At 41.4% G+C, this 15,212-nt stretch carries 14 protein-coding genes; 5 read left to right on the plus strand and 9 right to left on the minus strand.

Translation table 11 applies throughout. The annotated features are described in order from the left end of the window. Positions 1–170: 170 nt before the first annotated feature. Positions 171–1,043, minus strand: a complete 873-nt coding sequence (locus tag MIS45_RS07905; protein ID WP_249450129.1) for an aldo/keto reductase — start codon at positions 1,041–1,043, stop codon at positions 171–173. Positions 1,044–1,144: 101 nt separating this feature from the next. On the opposite strand from MIS45_RS07905, the gene MIS45_RS07910 reads away from it, so the two are divergent. Beyond that, positions 1,145–2,020 (plus strand): LysR family transcriptional regulator, encoded by an 876-nt coding sequence (locus tag MIS45_RS07910; RefSeq protein WP_249450130.1) that lies wholly within the window; start codon positions 1,145–1,147, stop codon positions 2,018–2,020. Between the two features lie 89 nt (positions 2,021–2,109). On the opposite strand, the gene MIS45_RS07915 is transcribed toward MIS45_RS07910, so the two are convergent. Then, on the minus strand, positions 2,110–3,021 hold the full coding sequence (locus tag MIS45_RS07915) for a type 1 glutamine amidotransferase domain-containing protein (protein WP_249450131.1): 912 nt from the start codon (positions 3,019–3,021) through the stop codon (positions 2,110–2,112). A 113-nt stretch (positions 3,022–3,134) separates the two neighbouring features. On the opposite strand from MIS45_RS07915, the gene MIS45_RS07920 reads away from it, so the two are divergent. Beyond that, entirely contained in the window at positions 3,135–4,052 is a 918-nt protein-coding gene (locus MIS45_RS07920; RefSeq protein WP_249450132.1) for a LysR family transcriptional regulator, read from the plus strand. Positions 4,053–4,117: 65 nt separating this feature from the next. Here MIS45_RS07920 and MIS45_RS07925 read toward each other — a convergent pair whose 3' ends face one another. Further along, positions 4,118–5,218 (minus strand): NADH-dependent flavin oxidoreductase, encoded by a 1,101-nt coding sequence (locus MIS45_RS07925; RefSeq protein ID WP_249450133.1) that lies wholly within the window; start codon positions 5,216–5,218, stop codon positions 4,118–4,120. Positions 5,219–5,706: 488 nt separating this feature from the next. On the opposite strand from MIS45_RS07925, the gene MIS45_RS07930 reads away from it, so the two are divergent. After that, positions 5,707–6,885, plus strand: coding sequence for an AAA family ATPase (locus MIS45_RS07930; RefSeq protein ID WP_249450134.1), 1,179 nt, complete (start codon positions 5,707–5,709; stop codon positions 6,883–6,885). Between the two features lie 3 nt (positions 6,886–6,888). Beyond that, a complete protein-coding gene (locus MIS45_RS07935; RefSeq protein WP_249450135.1) occupies positions 6,889–7,560 on the plus strand; it encodes an RloB family protein in 672 nt (223 codons plus the stop codon). A gap of 293 nt (positions 7,561–7,853) precedes the next feature. Here MIS45_RS07935 and MIS45_RS07940 read toward each other — a convergent pair whose 3' ends face one another. From MIS45_RS07940 to MIS45_RS07955, 4 genes are all read right to left on the minus strand, one after another. Next, positions 7,854–9,203 (minus strand): NtaA/DmoA family FMN-dependent monooxygenase, encoded by a 1,350-nt coding sequence (locus MIS45_RS07940; protein ID WP_249450136.1) that lies wholly within the window; start codon positions 9,201–9,203, stop codon positions 7,854–7,856. A gap of 187 nt (positions 9,204–9,390) precedes the next feature. After that, entirely contained in the window at positions 9,391–10,341 is a 951-nt protein-coding gene (locus MIS45_RS07945) for an NAD(P)H-dependent flavin oxidoreductase (RefSeq protein WP_249450137.1), read from the minus strand. Positions 10,342–10,368: 27 nt separating this feature from the next. Continuing rightward, positions 10,369–11,298, minus strand: coding sequence for an alpha/beta hydrolase (locus MIS45_RS07950; protein WP_249450138.1), 930 nt, complete (start codon positions 11,296–11,298; stop codon positions 10,369–10,371). 191 nt (positions 11,299–11,489) lie between these two features. Next, positions 11,490–12,479, minus strand: coding sequence for a zinc-dependent alcohol dehydrogenase family protein (locus MIS45_RS07955; protein WP_249450139.1), 990 nt, complete (start codon positions 12,477–12,479; stop codon positions 11,490–11,492). 147 nt (positions 12,480–12,626) lie between these two features. Here MIS45_RS07955 and MIS45_RS07960 point away from each other — a divergent pair, with 147 nt between their 5' ends. Then, positions 12,627–13,496, plus strand: a complete 870-nt coding sequence (locus MIS45_RS07960) for a LysR family transcriptional regulator (protein ID WP_249450140.1) — start codon at positions 12,627–12,629, stop codon at positions 13,494–13,496. 48 nt (positions 13,497–13,544) lie between these two features. On the opposite strand, the gene MIS45_RS07965 is transcribed toward MIS45_RS07960, so the two are convergent. Both MIS45_RS07965 and MIS45_RS07970 read right to left on the minus strand, forming a co-directional pair. Further along, positions 13,545–14,408, minus strand: coding sequence for an MBL fold metallo-hydrolase (locus tag MIS45_RS07965; protein WP_249450141.1), 864 nt, complete (start codon positions 14,406–14,408; stop codon positions 13,545–13,547). 62 nt (positions 14,409–14,470) lie between these two features. Continuing rightward, on the minus strand, positions 14,471–15,130 hold the full coding sequence (locus MIS45_RS07970; protein WP_249442115.1) for an NAD(P)H-dependent oxidoreductase: 660 nt from the start codon (positions 15,128–15,130) through the stop codon (positions 14,471–14,473). Positions 15,131–15,212 lie beyond the last annotated feature (82 nt).

Here is a 15,212-nt window from a genome sequence, read left to right on the forward strand (position 1 = left end):
AATAGACTGTTTAGAAAATTGGAACAATTAGACTGGCGGAATGGCTTTTCAGGCTGGCTGAAAACTTTTGTAAAAAATCAGAAAAATCCAATCGCTTGCAGGTTTTCCCCAAAATAAAAAGCCGTCTGAAAAAACTTCTCTTTCAGACGGCATTATCCAATCTTACAACCTTACAAATCCCAATCTTTCCACTGCATCATCATTTCGACAAAATTAGGGTCTCTATGGTCAAAATAACTCGGAAACGAAGTCGCCAATGCACTGACACCCGTGTCCATCGTGGCGATTTTTATCATATCTTTTTGTGTCAGTTCAAAATCAAAGATATTGAGATTTTCTGCCATTCGTTCGCTTCGTACGGTTTTTGTCAGTGAAACAATGTTACGCTGATACAGCCAGCGAAGTGTAACTTGCCCTGCGGTTTTGCCGTATGGTTTGCCGATTTCGGTTAAAATAGGGTGGTTAAAAATGTCGTATTTGCCTTCGGCAAAGCTCCCCCACGCGGTCGGTACAATATCGTTCGCCTGCATATAATTGACATTTTGATTTTGCTGATGAAACGGATTGATTTCAATCTGATTGACCATGGGCTTGATTTGATTAAATGCCGTCAAATCCACCAAACGGTCAGCACCAAAATTGCTCACGCCAATCGCACGGATTTTGCCTGCTTGATACAGCTCTTCCATTGCCCGCCAAGTGCCATGCACATCGCCAAAAGGCTGATGAATGAGATACAAATCCACATAATCCATTTGCAAGCGGTTTAAAGAACGTTCAAAAATACCCAAAGTCGCCTCATAGCCTGTGGCACTAATCCAGTGTTTGGTGGTAACAAACAGCTCACTGCGGTCAATACCGCTTTGGCGAATGCCGTTGCCGACTTCACTTTCGTTAAAATAACCTGCGGCGGTGTCAATGTGGCGATAACCTGTGTTCACGGCATTGATGACCACTTGCTCGGTTTGGGCAGGTTCAACCTGATACACGCCAAAGCCCAAAACAGGCATTTGTAAGCCATTGGATAAATTAATGTTTTTCATAAAATTTCCCATTCAAGTAAAAATAGTGCGTGTATTTTAACCTGTTATTTTGTTAAAATATATCCCAAAAATACGAACAGACTGTTTAGGAAAACCAAACAATGCCCCATTTTGACGATTTGCATTTATTTATTGCGGTGGTGCAGGCAGGTAGTTTTACCAAAGCAGGTGAGAAATTGGGCGTATCCAAATCCGCCTTGTCGCAAAGCATTAGCCAGCTTGAAAACCGCTTAAATATCCGCCTGTTAAACCGCACCACACGGAGCGTATCGCCCACGCCAGAAGGCTTATCGCTTTATAACGACATCGCACCGCATTATTTGGCGATTGGGCAGGGCTTGGAAAAATTGGCGGACAATCAACAAAATACCACAGGCACGGTGCGAATTAACGCCAGCCAGCTTGCCATAGAAACCGTGATTTTGCCGAAACTTTCGCCACTTTTAGCCGATTATCCGCATATTTTTGTGGAACTTTATAGCGATAATCGGTTTGTGGATATTGTGGAGCAGGGGTTTGATATGGGCGTTCGCTTTGGCGATGCGGTGGCTGACGGTATGATTGCGGTTAAAATTTCCCAAGCGGTGCAAATTACTCGGGTTGCCACATCTAATTATTTGAAAAATAAAACAATGCCAAAAACGATTGCCGATTTGGACAATCATCGTTTAATCAATTTGCAACTGGGTAAAGAGAAAATGCCGATTGATTGGGAATTTTGTGTCAATGGCGAAACGGTGGTTTATACGCCCAAAAGCCAAATGTTGATGAATGCCAATCTATTGAATGCGATTAAACAGCATTTTGGGATTGGTTTGGTGGGCGTATCGCAAATAGAAAATGAATTAAAAACAGGCGAATTGGTGGAAATTTTGGGCGAATATAGAATGATTTATCCGCCTTTTTATGCGTATTATCCCAATCGTGGCTATCATTCAAGGGCATTTGAACTCGTTTTGGGTGCGTTGAAGGAGTAATTTTTTCAGGCTGCCTGAAACTTTTATTTTTAAAATAAAAAAAACCGCCCAAATGTTCACTTGGGCGGGGTTTTTACAAAAACATCAAATCAATACCGATTAAACTTCCCTGCCTTTTGCTCTGCCAATCTTTTTAACACCGCCTCGGCAAGCAAATGGTCAGAATACGGATTTTGCCCTGTAATCAGCTCACGGTCTTGCACAATAAACGGCTTATCAGGTTCGCCCACAATCACTTTACCGCCAGCATTACGCAAAGCGTCTTCCATATAAAATTCAATTTTTGCCCCCAGCCAATTTTCCACGCCATACTCTTCGGCGGTGGAATAGACATTCATTTTGTAATCTTTGTAAATCCAATTTTTTGCCAAAGATTGGGCTTTTTGGGTGTCGCCTTTAACCATCGCTTTTCTGAATGCCACAGGATTATCCAAAGCCGAAGTTAAAGCCACACCGCCGTGGCACAATAAAGCCGTTGTTTTACCTGTTTCGTGGAAATGACGCAAAATTTTGCCCAAATCCTTGTTTTGCATCAAATCCACCATAGGGGCGTGTCCACCGGGAACATACACCGCATCGTATTGATTGAGCGTGCGGATAGAACGAGCAATCTCATTTAATTTAAACGGTTTTTGCATAGACGGGTGCGACAACACAAACGCCATTGCCCCTGCTAATTTGTCAGGATTGTTATCAAAAATGGACAAGTTAATGGAATTTTTATCCAGTGCAGGGGTTGTGCCGTTTGGCGTGGCAAAATCCACTTGATACCCTGCTTTAATGAATTCTTGGGCAGGCACAGCCAGCTCGCCCAAATAATAACCCGTTTTGTGGGGGCGACCGTCTTTAAACTTCATCTCGTTAATGCCTGATGCAACGACCAAAATTTTGCCCTTGATTTCGCCTTTGGGGGCAAGCTGGACATTCGTTGCGTCCGCCAACGCCATTTGCGAAAACCCCAAAACACCTGCCATAACAGCAACAGAAAAACGCTTTAACATTTTAAAAACTCCGAAAAAATAAAAAAAATCAATTTGATAAAACACATTATACCTTTTTTATTTTTAATGATAAGATAGGTAATCGCTCAATCAGTTTTAGGGAAAAATTAAAAATGATAACGCCATCACTCTACGGTTATCTCACGGTTTTTCATACCATTGTGGAACAGGGCAATATTTCCAAAGCGTCCAAGAGTTTGTCGCTTTCCGTGCCGTCTGTCAGCAATACGCTAAAATCATTGGAAAAAGAATTGGGCTTGTCGTTGTTTCATCGTTCCACACGCAGGCTGACTTTAACCGAAGCAGGACGGCGTTTGTATGATGACACCAAGCCTTTAATCAAAGACTTAACGAGTGCCATTGAAAGCATTCAAGATTTACGCCAAAAACCGTCAGGTTTGGTGCGAATGACCGTACCAAGATTTGCTTATCATTTGCTCATTAAGCCGTTTTACGCTGAATTTTGTCAGGCATATCCTGATGTTTTGCTTGAAATTTCGGTATTTGACGGTACAGTTGATGTGGTGCAAGAAGGTTTTGATGTGGGCATTCGTTTTGGCGACAAAATTGAAGACGGTGTGGTGGCAAAACTTTTGTTACCAGCAATGAAAGATTGTTTAATGGTGTCAAAATCTTATGTTGAACAATACGGCATACCGCACACGCCAAAGGATTTGCCCAAACATCGTTTGATTGGCTACCGTTTTATTACGGCTAACCGTCTGTTACCACTTGAATTGATGATAGGCGGACAAACCACCCCCATTGAAATGCCGATGTCTTTGATTGTCAATGATGAAGTGGATTTGATGGTGGACGCAACACGGCAAGGTTTGGGGATTGGGCGGATTTTTGAAAGTACGCTCGCTCTGAAAGCAGATAGGGCGGATTTTGTGCCGATTTTAGAAGACCATTGGATAGAGTATCCGCCTGTTTATCTGTATTTTTTGCAAAATAGCCAGAAAATTGGGCGGATTAAGGTGTGGATTGATTTTTTATTGGAAAAGGCAAAAATATTACAAAATCAATAAAAAACACCGCCCAAACTTTCATTTGGACGGTGTTTATTTTTAAATAATCAATAACATCATTACTCCTAACTTTTGACAGGCGGAAACCAATTAACACCAGCACAATTATATTGCCAAAGCAAATCGGGGTAGCTATAACGGTCTGGTTTTTTGGGGTCAAAAACGCTTTCAATTTCATCATAGCGTTGTTCTTGTAACAGCGTGGCAATGTTTGGGTTTAACATTACCGCCTTGCCGAGTGCCAAAAATTCACAAAACCCTGTGGCAAACGCCTGTTCAATCGCCTTGCCTGTCAGCAAATTACCCACGCCAATGAGTGGCAATTTACCACCGATGCATGCGTGGATTTGTTCAATGCGGGTTTTGTTTGTATCCGCTCCACGCCGTGCCTTGCTATAAAAATCCCACAACGAAATATGTAGATATTGCAATGGTTTATCCACCAAAGCATCAATCAAGTCAAAAGTATCCGCCATTGTCAGCCCATTCTCGCCTGCTTCTTCGGGCGAAAAACGATAGCCGATGATAAATTCAGGCTTGTTGTGTTTTTCACGCACTTTTACGATTGCGTCCACAATCGCCAAAGGCAAACGCAGGCGATTTTCAAGACTTCCACCCCATTCATCGGTGCGATGATTAAATTCTCGTGAGAAAAATTGCTGAATCACAAAGGCATTTGCACCGTGAATTTCCACACCGTCAAAGCCTGCCCGAATGGCTAAATCGGTTGCATTGGCAAAGGCGTGAATTAAGCCTTGAATTTCGTCCACCGTTGCCGAGCGAGTACCAGTCGCCAAGTCTGTGCTGGCTGAAATTTTATCTTTGCCATTTAACTCGGCAATGGTGTGCATACCACCGTGATGAAGTTGCAAAATCGCTTTTGTGCCTTGATTTTGCAGGATTTGGTCGGTTTGCTTTAAGCTGTCCAAATGGCTGTCGTCTATCGCATAAGGTTGCCCATAGCCTGCTTTGCCACCGTCTGCCACCAGCGTTGCCGCCGTGATAAACAGTCCCATATTTTGTCCACGATTGGCAATAAATCTGCGTTCTTGTTCGCTCAATGTGCCGTCAGGATTAGAACTGTAATGCGACATTGGGGCGACCACAAGGCGGTTTTGGATTACCACGCCATTGTTTAGGGTGTAGGGGGTGAATAAAGGGGTCATTGTTTGCTCCGTATTTTTTGCTTAAATGGAATGGGTGTATTATAAATTTTTGAAATTGATAATTGAATGGCGATTTTTGGGAATTTTATTTTTAAAAATGGAAAGATATATGCTCGGGCTGTCTAAGAAATTTGTAAAAATTTACAAAAATGCTTACATTCAGGGGCGTGTGACTTATCTTACTCAAAAACCAATCTAATACAATTACATCTCAACTCTTACAATACTTCCTTTGCAAAAGATTGACTAATTGCGAACCTATGGCTAATGCCTTGTTTTTCAAAAATATCGTCAACCAAGACGGTTTTTTGTGTGTAAATTAACATAACCCCAAAACCACTTGAATATTTTTAAATTTTATGATAATTTATGGAAAATTTTTCCAAAAAATAGCTTGAAAATATATGTTAATTGAATTTAGCGTGGCAAATTGCCTGTCTTTTGATGAAAGACAAACTTTGAGTATGGTCAAATCGCACAGCGATGAGTTGCCAAATAACGCCTATTCGGTTGAAAAGGCAAAGGACTTGCATCTATTGCACTCGGTTGCCATTTATGGTGCAAATGCCAGTGGTAAATCCAATTTCATTAAGGCTTTCCGCTTGATGGAACAGATTGTAACAACCACATCGCAGCGTGGCGATGAACTTGATGTAACACCTTTTAAACTTAATCAAAAAAACATCACAGAACCATCTGAGTTTGAAGTGGTTTTCGTCATTGATGGTGTCCGCTATCAGTATGGTTTTTCAGCAGATAAATATCAAATTTATGATGAATGGCTTTATGCCTATCCAAAAAATCGCCCACAAAAATGGTTTGAACGGGTTTGGGTTAATGATGAAAAACGCCATACTTGGCAATTTAGTTCATTATTTTTGGGTAATAAACGCTTGTGGCAAGAATCTACAAGAGATAACGCCTTATTTTTATCTACTGCAGTGCAATTAAATAGTGAGCAATTAAAACCCTTGTTTGACTGGTTTGATAAGACATTGGCATTTATTGGTGTTGATGGATTAAGCCCGAGCTATACCGCTCAACTATGCACCAAAGAACAAAAAAATGAAATCATTCGCCTGCTAAGGACTGCTGATTTTAATATTCATGATATTAAAGTTCAAATTGAAGATTTTGATGAATCCAAACTGCCCGACGATATGCCTTCCGAGTTAAAAAATCATTTGGTAAAAGCCTTAAAAGGGACCAAACAAATTGATAGCATTGAATTGTTGCATTATGACGATTTGGGCAATCCTGTTTATTTTGATTTTGATGAAGAATCAGATGGCACACAAAAATTCTTTGCTTTTTCTGGTCCCATTTTAGATATTTTAATGAATGGCAGGATTTTATTTATTGATGAATTAAATCAAAATCTACACCCTAAATTAGTACAATTTTTGGTTGATTTATTTCATAATCCCAAGTCCAACCCAAGACACGCCCAACTTATTTTTACAACACATGAAACTTCTATTCTAAATCAAAATGTGTTTCGTAGAGATCAAATTTGGTTTTGTGAACGCAATAAACAACAATCTTCTATTTTGTATCCTTTATCTGATTTCAGCCCCAAAAAAGGTAAAGAGAATTTAGAAAATGTTTATTTGTCGGGCGGATATGGAGCAGTGCCATTTATTGACCATTTTATTTTGGAGCAATAAATAATGGGTAGTGATGATTTATTTAAAAAACGCAAATTACGAGCCGCCAAAGAAAAACGCAAGAAAACTGAAAGAAAAAATCATGATAGAGTTTTGATTGTTTGTGAAGGTGAGAAAACAGAACCATTTTATTTTAATGGTTTGCGTTCGGCTTATAAATTGGATACTGCAAACATTAAGATAACAGGTGATTGCGGTTCTGACCCAATGAGTATCGTTGATAAAGCCATTGAAGAGTATGAAAAATCCAAGCAAGATAGAAATTGCTTTGATAGAGTTTATTGTGTGTTTGATAAAGATACACACCCAAAATATCAGAATGCTATCAATAAAATCAAACAATTATCAACAGGGAAAAACAAAAAGCCATTCTTTGTAGTTTGTTCTGTTCCTTGTTTTGAGTATTGGTTATTATTACATTTTGTTTATACAACACAGCCATTTTCGGCATCTGGTAAAAATAGTATTGCCGATAATGTTATTAAAGAGCTTAAAAAATATATCCCAACCTATGAAAAGGGACAAGAGGATATCTTTATCTTATTGCATGACAAACTTGAATTTGCCATAAAAAATGCTCATAGAGCTAATGAAGAAGCGATAAAAAATAACACAGACAATCCAAGCACATCAATTATTGAATTGGTTGAATATTTAATTAAATTAAAAGAATAGTAAGGTATTTGCATGTATTTTTATTGAAATAAAAATACATTCTTACTTTCAATAAGTGGCATATTTAGCTCTCTTAGAATCAAAATTATTAACTTAATAATCTATACTTTTGATAACTAATTCCTCACTCTAATATTATAAAATTTTAAAATTGATAATTGAATGGCGATTTATGGGAAGTTGGTTTTCAAATATGGAAAGATATATTTTCAGACAGCCTGAAAAATCATTTTCCAAAATTCCAATAAAAAAACACCGCTTGAACCCAAATCCAAACGGTGTTTCCCCAAACCTTATTTCCTAACTATTCTACTGTCCAGCCCCAGTTGTTCATCTACCCCCAAATGGTCTCGCAAAGTCTCGCCAAGATAATCATCGGCTCGCAATCCCCGCTCCCTTAACATCGGAATGACCTGCTCAATCAAAATCGGCAAATCGTGCTGGTTGTCATTTAAAATCAGCGTAAAGCCCTGACAAGCCCCTTGTTCTAGCCATTCTTGCATCATATCAACCGCTTGGCTTGGACTGCCAATTAAATTTAACATCGGTTCATACAGCCCATAGGCTAAAATTTGGCGTGGCGTTTTGCCTTGTTTGGCAAGTTCAATGACTTTATGGCTTTGGGGTGTGCGTAAGCGTGGGCGTAAGGACGCAATTTGTGTTTCGGTTAATGGCGTGTCAATTTGGCTGGGGTCAAGGTTTATGCCCAACACCACCGCCAAATGCCCCATAATCCAATCCATACCCATTTGACTGTCCAATGTCATACGGTGTGCAACGGCATCTTCTTCGGTGTCGCCCAAACTCAAATTTAGAAATGCCAACAGTTTGATTTCATTGACTTCACGCCCCACTTGTTTTGCCATATCGTTCATAATGGCAATTTGCTGTTTGCCTTCTGCAATATTGGACGGCATCGCAACCATCGCATTGGCATACAAGGCAGCCGCTTCAATGCTTTTACCACTGGCAAAGGGCATAAAAATCACAGGTTGCCCCTGCTTTGACGGCGGAATTTGCAAAGGTCCATAAGACCCCACTTGCTTGCCTTGCAGGTTAATCGGCTGAATGTATCGCATATCGGCAAAACGCCCACTTGCCTTGTCAGGCTCGCCTGCTTCTTTTTGCCAACTGCCCCATAAGGCTTGGGTAATTTGCACCGATTCGTGCAGTCTTTCGTATTTTTTATCGCTACTTGGCACAGGCTTGCCGTAATTGGCAAAGGCTTGTGGCTCATAACTGGGAATGGCATTCCAGCCCACTCGTCCACCACTGATGACATCAATGGCACGAAGTTGTCTTGCCAAAGTGTAGGGTTCATTAAACGATGTGGACGCTGATGTTACCAGTCCAATGCGTTTAGTGGCAGGGGCAATCGCTGATAGCAAAACCATTGGTTCAATACTGGCAAACAAGGGCGAACGCTCGTTTAAATCTTCGTGCAAAAACACTCTGTCGCCATAAAAAATATAATCCAAACCGCCTTGCTCCGCCATTTGGGCTTTTTTAATGATGACATCAATGTCGGTAAAGGCATTGTCAGGGGCAGACGGCAACCGCCACGCCGCAGGGTGAAAGCCGTAACTTTCGCTATTGGAAATGCCCAGTAGCAGTTTATGGGTTGGTTTTGAATGAGTTTTCATAAATTTTTCTCTTTTGTTAAATGGAATGAGCGTATTATAAAATTTTAAAATTGGTAAAAGAATGGCGATTTGTGGGAAATTGGTTTTCAAATATGGAAAGATATATTTTCAGGCTGTCTGAAAACCATTTTCCAAAATTCCAATAAAAAAACACCGCTTGAACCCAAATCCAAACGGTGTTCTTTAATCAAACCATTAACTCATCAATCAATTCTTTTACGCTTTTGATTTTGTGGATTTGTGAAATGCCATTGCCGACCGACACATAGCCTTTTTCAAAATCGCCTTCAAGCATACCCAAACGCATTCCTGTACCTGCATTCATCACTTTGGCGATGTCGGCACGAGTTGTCCCTGCTTCACTCATTTCAAAACATTGTTTTGCCAATGTGGTCGGCAAGGAGCGGTAATAATACGGCTCAGTTCGGAATAAGAGTAAATCATTGGCGGTTGCATTCACAATCCATTCTTTGACTTTTTGATGACTTCGGCATTCGGTTGTGGCGATAAATGCCGTGCCAATCCATACGCCTTCTGCCCCCAAAGTTAAGGCAGCCTGAACCGATTTTTTATCGGCAATGCCACCAGCGAGCATAATTGGCAAATCCACCTTGCCCACAAATTCAGCAAGCACCGAGAAACTACCAATTTCTTTCATTGGCAATGTACCACCTTCATCAAAACCCGTCAGCACCAAAATATCCGCCCCCAACGCTTGGGCTTTTAAAGCGTCTGCCAAATTGGGATTGGGCAAACGGCAGATGATTTTAATGCCCGCCTGTTTGAATTTGGCGTAAATTTCGGCATCTAAATAGCCGTTATCCAACACCACAGGCACACGCTCTTCAATCAGCAAATCCACCATTAAGGGAATGAGCGAAAAATCATAAGACAAAATAAACGGTACGCCAAACGGCTTATCTGTCAAAGCCTTAACCTTGCGGATTTCGCTACGCATTCTTTCTAACACTTCTTCGTTGGAAGTGGGATTGCTTGTTTGCCCTGCGTGTGGGGCTAAAAAGCCCAGTCCGCCAGCGTCCGCCACGCTTGCCACCAGATGAGCGTCCGTCAGCCACGACATCGGGGCTTGGACAATCGGATATTTGATGTTCAAAATTTGGGTAATGCGGTTTTGCATAAAATTCTCCTAAATGATTAAAACAGCTTATTTCACTCGCTCGTTAATCCATTCTGCCACATCATCGTTGATTTTTTGTCCGCCATTTTCCAGCATTAACAAATGCCCAAAGTTTGGATACAAAATCAAACTTTTATCCACCGAGTTGGTTTCATTATAAAAATCAATGGCATCTTTGGGGGCAACAAACACGTCTTTATTACCACTAATCAACATCACAGGGGCGACAAATTTGTCGTCATTGTCTTTTAAATATTTGATGCCTTCTTTAAAGCCGTTGGGGAAAGACACCGAAAATTTGTTCAACATCAACGGGTCGCCAGCCACCGATAAACCAGCCCCTTCAAATGGGATATTGAGCGTGGTTAAAGACACCGAACCGTCCACAAAACTGTTCGCAGGCTCGGGGCGTGGCAAATGCCCAAAATTCATTGTGTTATAACGCAAAACGCCCGCCGCCAAAATAAAGCCGTTCACATCGTGCGGATATTTGGTGCCATAAAGTGCCGAAATGTGTCCGCCCATAGAATGCCCGAGTACAAAAACAGGTGTGTTTGGGTTTTCTTGCTTGGCTTTTGCCACGACAAGGCGTAAATCTTCCACCATTTCAAAATAGCTGTTGATATGAATGCTGTCTCGTCCGTCCGATTTGCCGTGTCCACGATGGTCAAAACGATACACGGCAATGTCATTTTTGTTCATTGTTTTGGCAAAATCGCCAAACACCCCCGAATGGCTCGCCAAACCGTGCGAAATCACGACAACGGCTTTGGGCTTGGCATTTGGAATGTCTTTTTGTAAATGCAAATTTAAGCCGTCAAGGGTTTTGATTTTTTGTACGACTGATTTTGTAATGCTTACTTTTACAGGCTGTTCGGGCGTTTTGGCGGTTGCCACAGAACCAAAAGACAAAGACAATGCCAACGCAATGGCGGTTGATTTTAAAAGGGTTTTCATAAATTTTTCTCTTTTGTTAAATGGAATGAGTGTATTATAAGATTTAATTTTTAAAATTTGAATGGCGAAAATTGGGAAGTTGGTTTTCGTTTTTGGAAAGGTTATTTAAAAATTAATTTTCAGGCTGCCTGAAAACAAAATGCCGTCTGAAAAACTTGTTCAAACGGCATTCCATTTCATTTAAAAAACAATCAAACCTTAACCACAATCTTACCAATCTGTTGATTGCTTGCCATATATTCGTGGGCTTTGACCATTTCATCAAAGGCAAAGATTTTGTCAATTTCTGGGCGTAATTGACCGCTTGCCAAGCCGTCATAGACAAATTGTTTGGCTTTGGCGAGTTTTTCAGGCACGGTGGTGATTTCAAAGAGTTCATAACCCCGCACCGTCAAATGTTTGCCCAAAATCGGGAACACAGGCACGGCAATGTCATCGTGGCTTAATGCTCCGTAAATGATGTAGCGACCGTCTTGTGCCATTGCGTAAAAAATGTGCGATGCCCCTTGACCGCCCACAGGGTCAAACACCACATTCACGCCTTTGCCGTTTGTGATTTCAAGAAGTTTGGTGGTTACATCGTCTTCTGTTGTGGCGACCACAAAATCCGCCCCTTTGTCCAACAGCACATCGCCTTTGGCGTGGGTGCGGGTCAGGGCGATGACGGTTGCCCCTTGCATTTTGGCGATTTGGATTGCCGCCAAGCCGACCGAACTGGTTGCCCCGCCCAGCACCACGACATCGCCTTTTTGCAGATTGCCAAATTCCAACAGTCCGCCATAAGCGGTAACAAACGCCATCCAACTGGCGGACGCTTGCTCCATTGTCAGCGTGTCGGGGTGCTTGACCACGGCGTGTTTGGGCATATTGACGACTTCGCCATAAGTGCCGTATTCGGTAAACATAAAGGACGGAATGACGCTGACCTTATCGCCAATGGCAAATTCGCTCACGCCATCGCCAATCGCTGTTACCACGCCCGCCCCTTCGTAGCCCAAAGTGGCTGGGAACACAGGCTCAATCACATACGCCCCTTCACGGTACATCATCTCGGCACGGTTTAAGCCAATGGCGTGGATTTGGATTTGTACTTCATCGGCTTTGGGGGTAGGCGTTTGTACATCAACGATTTGCAAGACATCAGGCGAACCTGTTTTTGTAAATTGGATTTGTTTGCTCATTGGTTTGACCTTTTGTGAAAATAATGGGCGTATTTTAATGCAATGAAATTAAAATAAGAATGGCGAAAAATGAGAAAGTGATTTTCATTTTTGGAAATTTAAACCCAAATCTGCTACAATAACCCAAATTTTCAAGCACTCAAAACAATGAACCTAAACGCCTTATCCTTATTTGTCTCCGTGATTAAACACGGCAGTCTCTCCAAAACTTCCGAAAAACTGGGCGTACCAATTGCCACCATCAGCCGTCAAATTGCCGAGCTAGAAAAATCCTTACACATTCAACTCTTTGACCGCCAAAAATCGGGCGTTAAACCGACAATGGCAGGGCAAAAACTCTATGATGAAGTGCATTTGTCCATTGATAATTTGTTGAATGCCAAGCAGGTTTTGTTTGACGATGAACAAAATTTAAAAGGCATTTTGCGGATTTCCGCTCCGCCCAAATGCGAGCCTGTGCTGGCGTGGGTCAGCGAGTTTCAACAAAAATTCCCCAATGTGCAAATTCACGCCACGATGACCGAACGCATTTTGGATTTGAGTGCCGACAGCATTGATGTGGCGTTTAGGATTGGCGAGCTTCACGGTGAGCATTTTATCGCCAAAAAAGTCGCCACGCTTGGCACAAAATGGGTGGCACACCCCGAGTTATTGGCTCGTTTTGGTACGCCCAAGACTTTGAAAGAATTGAAAAATTTCCCCATTGCTACTTGGGCAAAAAATGGTGAAAACGAAGTCGTCATTCAAATGAATAAAGAGAAAATCGCTTTGCCGTTTTTGTTTGCCAGCAATGATGCGTATGCGGTGGAATATATGGTTTTGCAGGGGCAGGCGATTGGGCAAATTTCTGATTGTACGGCAAATGAATGGATACAGGACAATCGTGTGGTGGAGATTTTGCCAGAGCTTGCCAAGCCCAATTATGAATTGTTTATGCTCTATGCGTCCCAGCGTTATCCGTCTGCGATTGTGCGGGTGTTTGTGGAGTTTGTTTTGGGGAAAATTCAGGCTGCCTGAAAATAAAAACACCGTTTAAAATCAAACTTAAACGGTGTTTTTAAGCCATCATTTCAAACTTTGATAAATACTCTCTACCAATTTTTCACTATTGATAAAATTCCAATTATGGCTACTTTCCCATTCTTTGGCGGGGCGAGACACTTGAATTTGGGCGAGTGTTTTGCCTTGGCGTTTTTGTTTGGCGACTCGATTTCTAATGGTATTGAGCATTTTGGTATGGGTGATTAGCTCGCTACGGCTTGCCAAATTACCGTGTCCTGCGATGATTTTGGTATTGTCATCGGCAAGGGCGATAATGCCATTTAAGCCTTGAATCATACCGTCAATCGTTCCGCCATTTTTGACATCAATAAACGGAAAACGCCCAAAAAATAAAATATCGCCAGCGTGAATAATATTGGATTTTGGCAAATGTACAATAATATCGCCATTGGTATGAGCATTAGCAAAATACATCAAATGAATGGGTTCATCGCCTGCCAATTTTAAAGAGCTATCAAAAGTCAAATGCGGTAGCGTATTGGGCGTGGCATTATTTTGATTATAAGCAGTGATTAAATCGCTGGTATTGTGATGAGCGATAATGGTCGCATTAAAATCTTTGACAAAAGACGCATTGCCATTGGTATGGTCATTGTGTCCGTGCGTATTGATGACATAACGCACAGGTTTTGAGCTGATTTTGCCAATTTCACTTTTAATATCAGCATAAATATTGGCAAATTGCGTGTCCACGACATATAAAGCGTCATTATTTTCAATCACAGCAATATTACCGCCTTGACCTTCCAACATATGGACTTTGTCATTTAAAGGCGTGGTTTTAATGGGGTTTGTGTGTATGCCGTCAGCCCAAGTGGTCATTGTCAGACAGCTGGCTAAAATAGCAGTTAAAAATTTGATTTTCATGATTAAAAAAATTCCAAAAAAACACCGCCCCAATTTGAAAGAGCGGTGTGTTTAAATCAAAATTACTCGATGAATTTCACCACTTCATCAAAGTCTTTACGGGCTTTTTGGCGGATTTCTTTATCACGATAGCCAAAAGTTACCATTACTGACACGCCCCATTCAGCAGGGTCAAATAAACCTGCCTCAGCCAAAATTTGGTTCACTTCTTGATAAGCGAAACCTTCAATCGGGCAAGAGTCCACGCCAATCATCGCTGCACCTGTCATCATATTGGCAAGGGCAATGTAGGTTTGTTTGCTTGCCCAGTCAAACAAAGTGCGTTCATTGTCAGCAATGTGTGCATCTTCTGTTTGGAATTTTTTATAAACTTGCATTGCTTTTTCACGCGCTTCGCCTTGTAAACCGCGTCTGTCCATGATTTCGCCAAAATAAGGTGTGTCATAGCGGGCATTTTTCTTCGCCAAAATCACCACGATGTGGCTGGACGTTTCCATGGTTGGGATACCCCAGCAGTAGGGTTTGATTTTTTGGCGCAAGTCTGGGTTTTGCAAAACCAAAAATTGCCATGGCTCCGAACCCACCGAGCTTGGGCTTAAACGACCCAATTCCAAAATGTAGTTAAAATCTTCGGCAGGAATTTTTTTGTTGCCGTCATACGAACGTGTGGATGCGCGGTAATGGAACGCATTGATGATGTCATCTTTATTAAAAAAAGTCATAGAAATTACTCCAAAAATAGGGGAAATCAGCTTTTCAGGCTGCCTGAAAATGGGGGCATTATAAAAGATTTGGTTTATTATG

The organism is Wielerella bovis (assembly GCF_022354465.1).
Classification (GTDB): Bacteria; Pseudomonadota; Gammaproteobacteria; order Burkholderiales; family Neisseriaceae; genus Wielerella; species Wielerella bovis.

What these genes read in the sequence shown, in the direction of transcription:
- MIS45_RS07905 (WP_249450129.1), bottom strand. Translation starts at nt 1,043, where the DNA reads ATGAAAAACATTAATTTATCCAATGGCTTACAAATGCCTGTTTTGGGC.
- MIS45_RS07910 (WP_249450130.1), top strand. Translation starts at nt 1,145, where the DNA reads ATGCCCCATTTTGACGATTTGCATTTATTTATTGCGGTGGTGCAGGCA.
- MIS45_RS07915 (WP_249450131.1), bottom strand. Translation starts at nt 3,021, where the DNA reads ATGTTAAAGCGTTTTTCTGTTGCTGTTATGGCAGGTGTTTTGGGGTTT.
- MIS45_RS07920 (WP_249450132.1), top strand. Translation starts at nt 3,135, where the DNA reads ATGATAACGCCATCACTCTACGGTTATCTCACGGTTTTTCATACCATT.
- MIS45_RS07925 (WP_249450133.1), bottom strand. Translation starts at nt 5,218, where the DNA reads ATGACCCCTTTATTCACCCCCTACACCCTAAACAATGGCGTGGTAATC.
- MIS45_RS07935 (WP_249450135.1), top strand. Translation starts at nt 6,889, where the DNA reads ATGGGTAGTGATGATTTATTTAAAAAACGCAAATTACGAGCCGCCAAA.
- MIS45_RS07940 (WP_249450136.1), bottom strand. Translation starts at nt 9,203, where the DNA reads ATGAAAACTCATTCAAAACCAACCCATAAACTGCTACTGGGCATTTCC.
- MIS45_RS07945 (WP_249450137.1), bottom strand. Translation starts at nt 10,341, where the DNA reads ATGCAAAACCGCATTACCCAAATTTTGAACATCAAATATCCGATTGTC.
- MIS45_RS07950 (WP_249450138.1), bottom strand. Translation starts at nt 11,298, where the DNA reads ATGAAAACCCTTTTAAAATCAACCGCCATTGCGTTGGCATTGTCTTTG.
- MIS45_RS07955 (WP_249450139.1), bottom strand. Translation starts at nt 12,479, where the DNA reads ATGAGCAAACAAATCCAATTTACAAAAACAGGTTCGCCTGATGTCTTG.
- MIS45_RS07960 (WP_249450140.1), top strand. Translation starts at nt 12,627, where the DNA reads ATGAACCTAAACGCCTTATCCTTATTTGTCTCCGTGATTAAACACGGC.
- MIS45_RS07965 (WP_249450141.1), bottom strand. Translation starts at nt 14,408, where the DNA reads ATGAAAATCAAATTTTTAACTGCTATTTTAGCCAGCTGTCTGACAATG.
- MIS45_RS07970 (WP_249442115.1), bottom strand. Translation starts at nt 15,130, where the DNA reads ATGACTTTTTTTAATAAAGATGACATCATCAATGCGTTCCATTACCGC.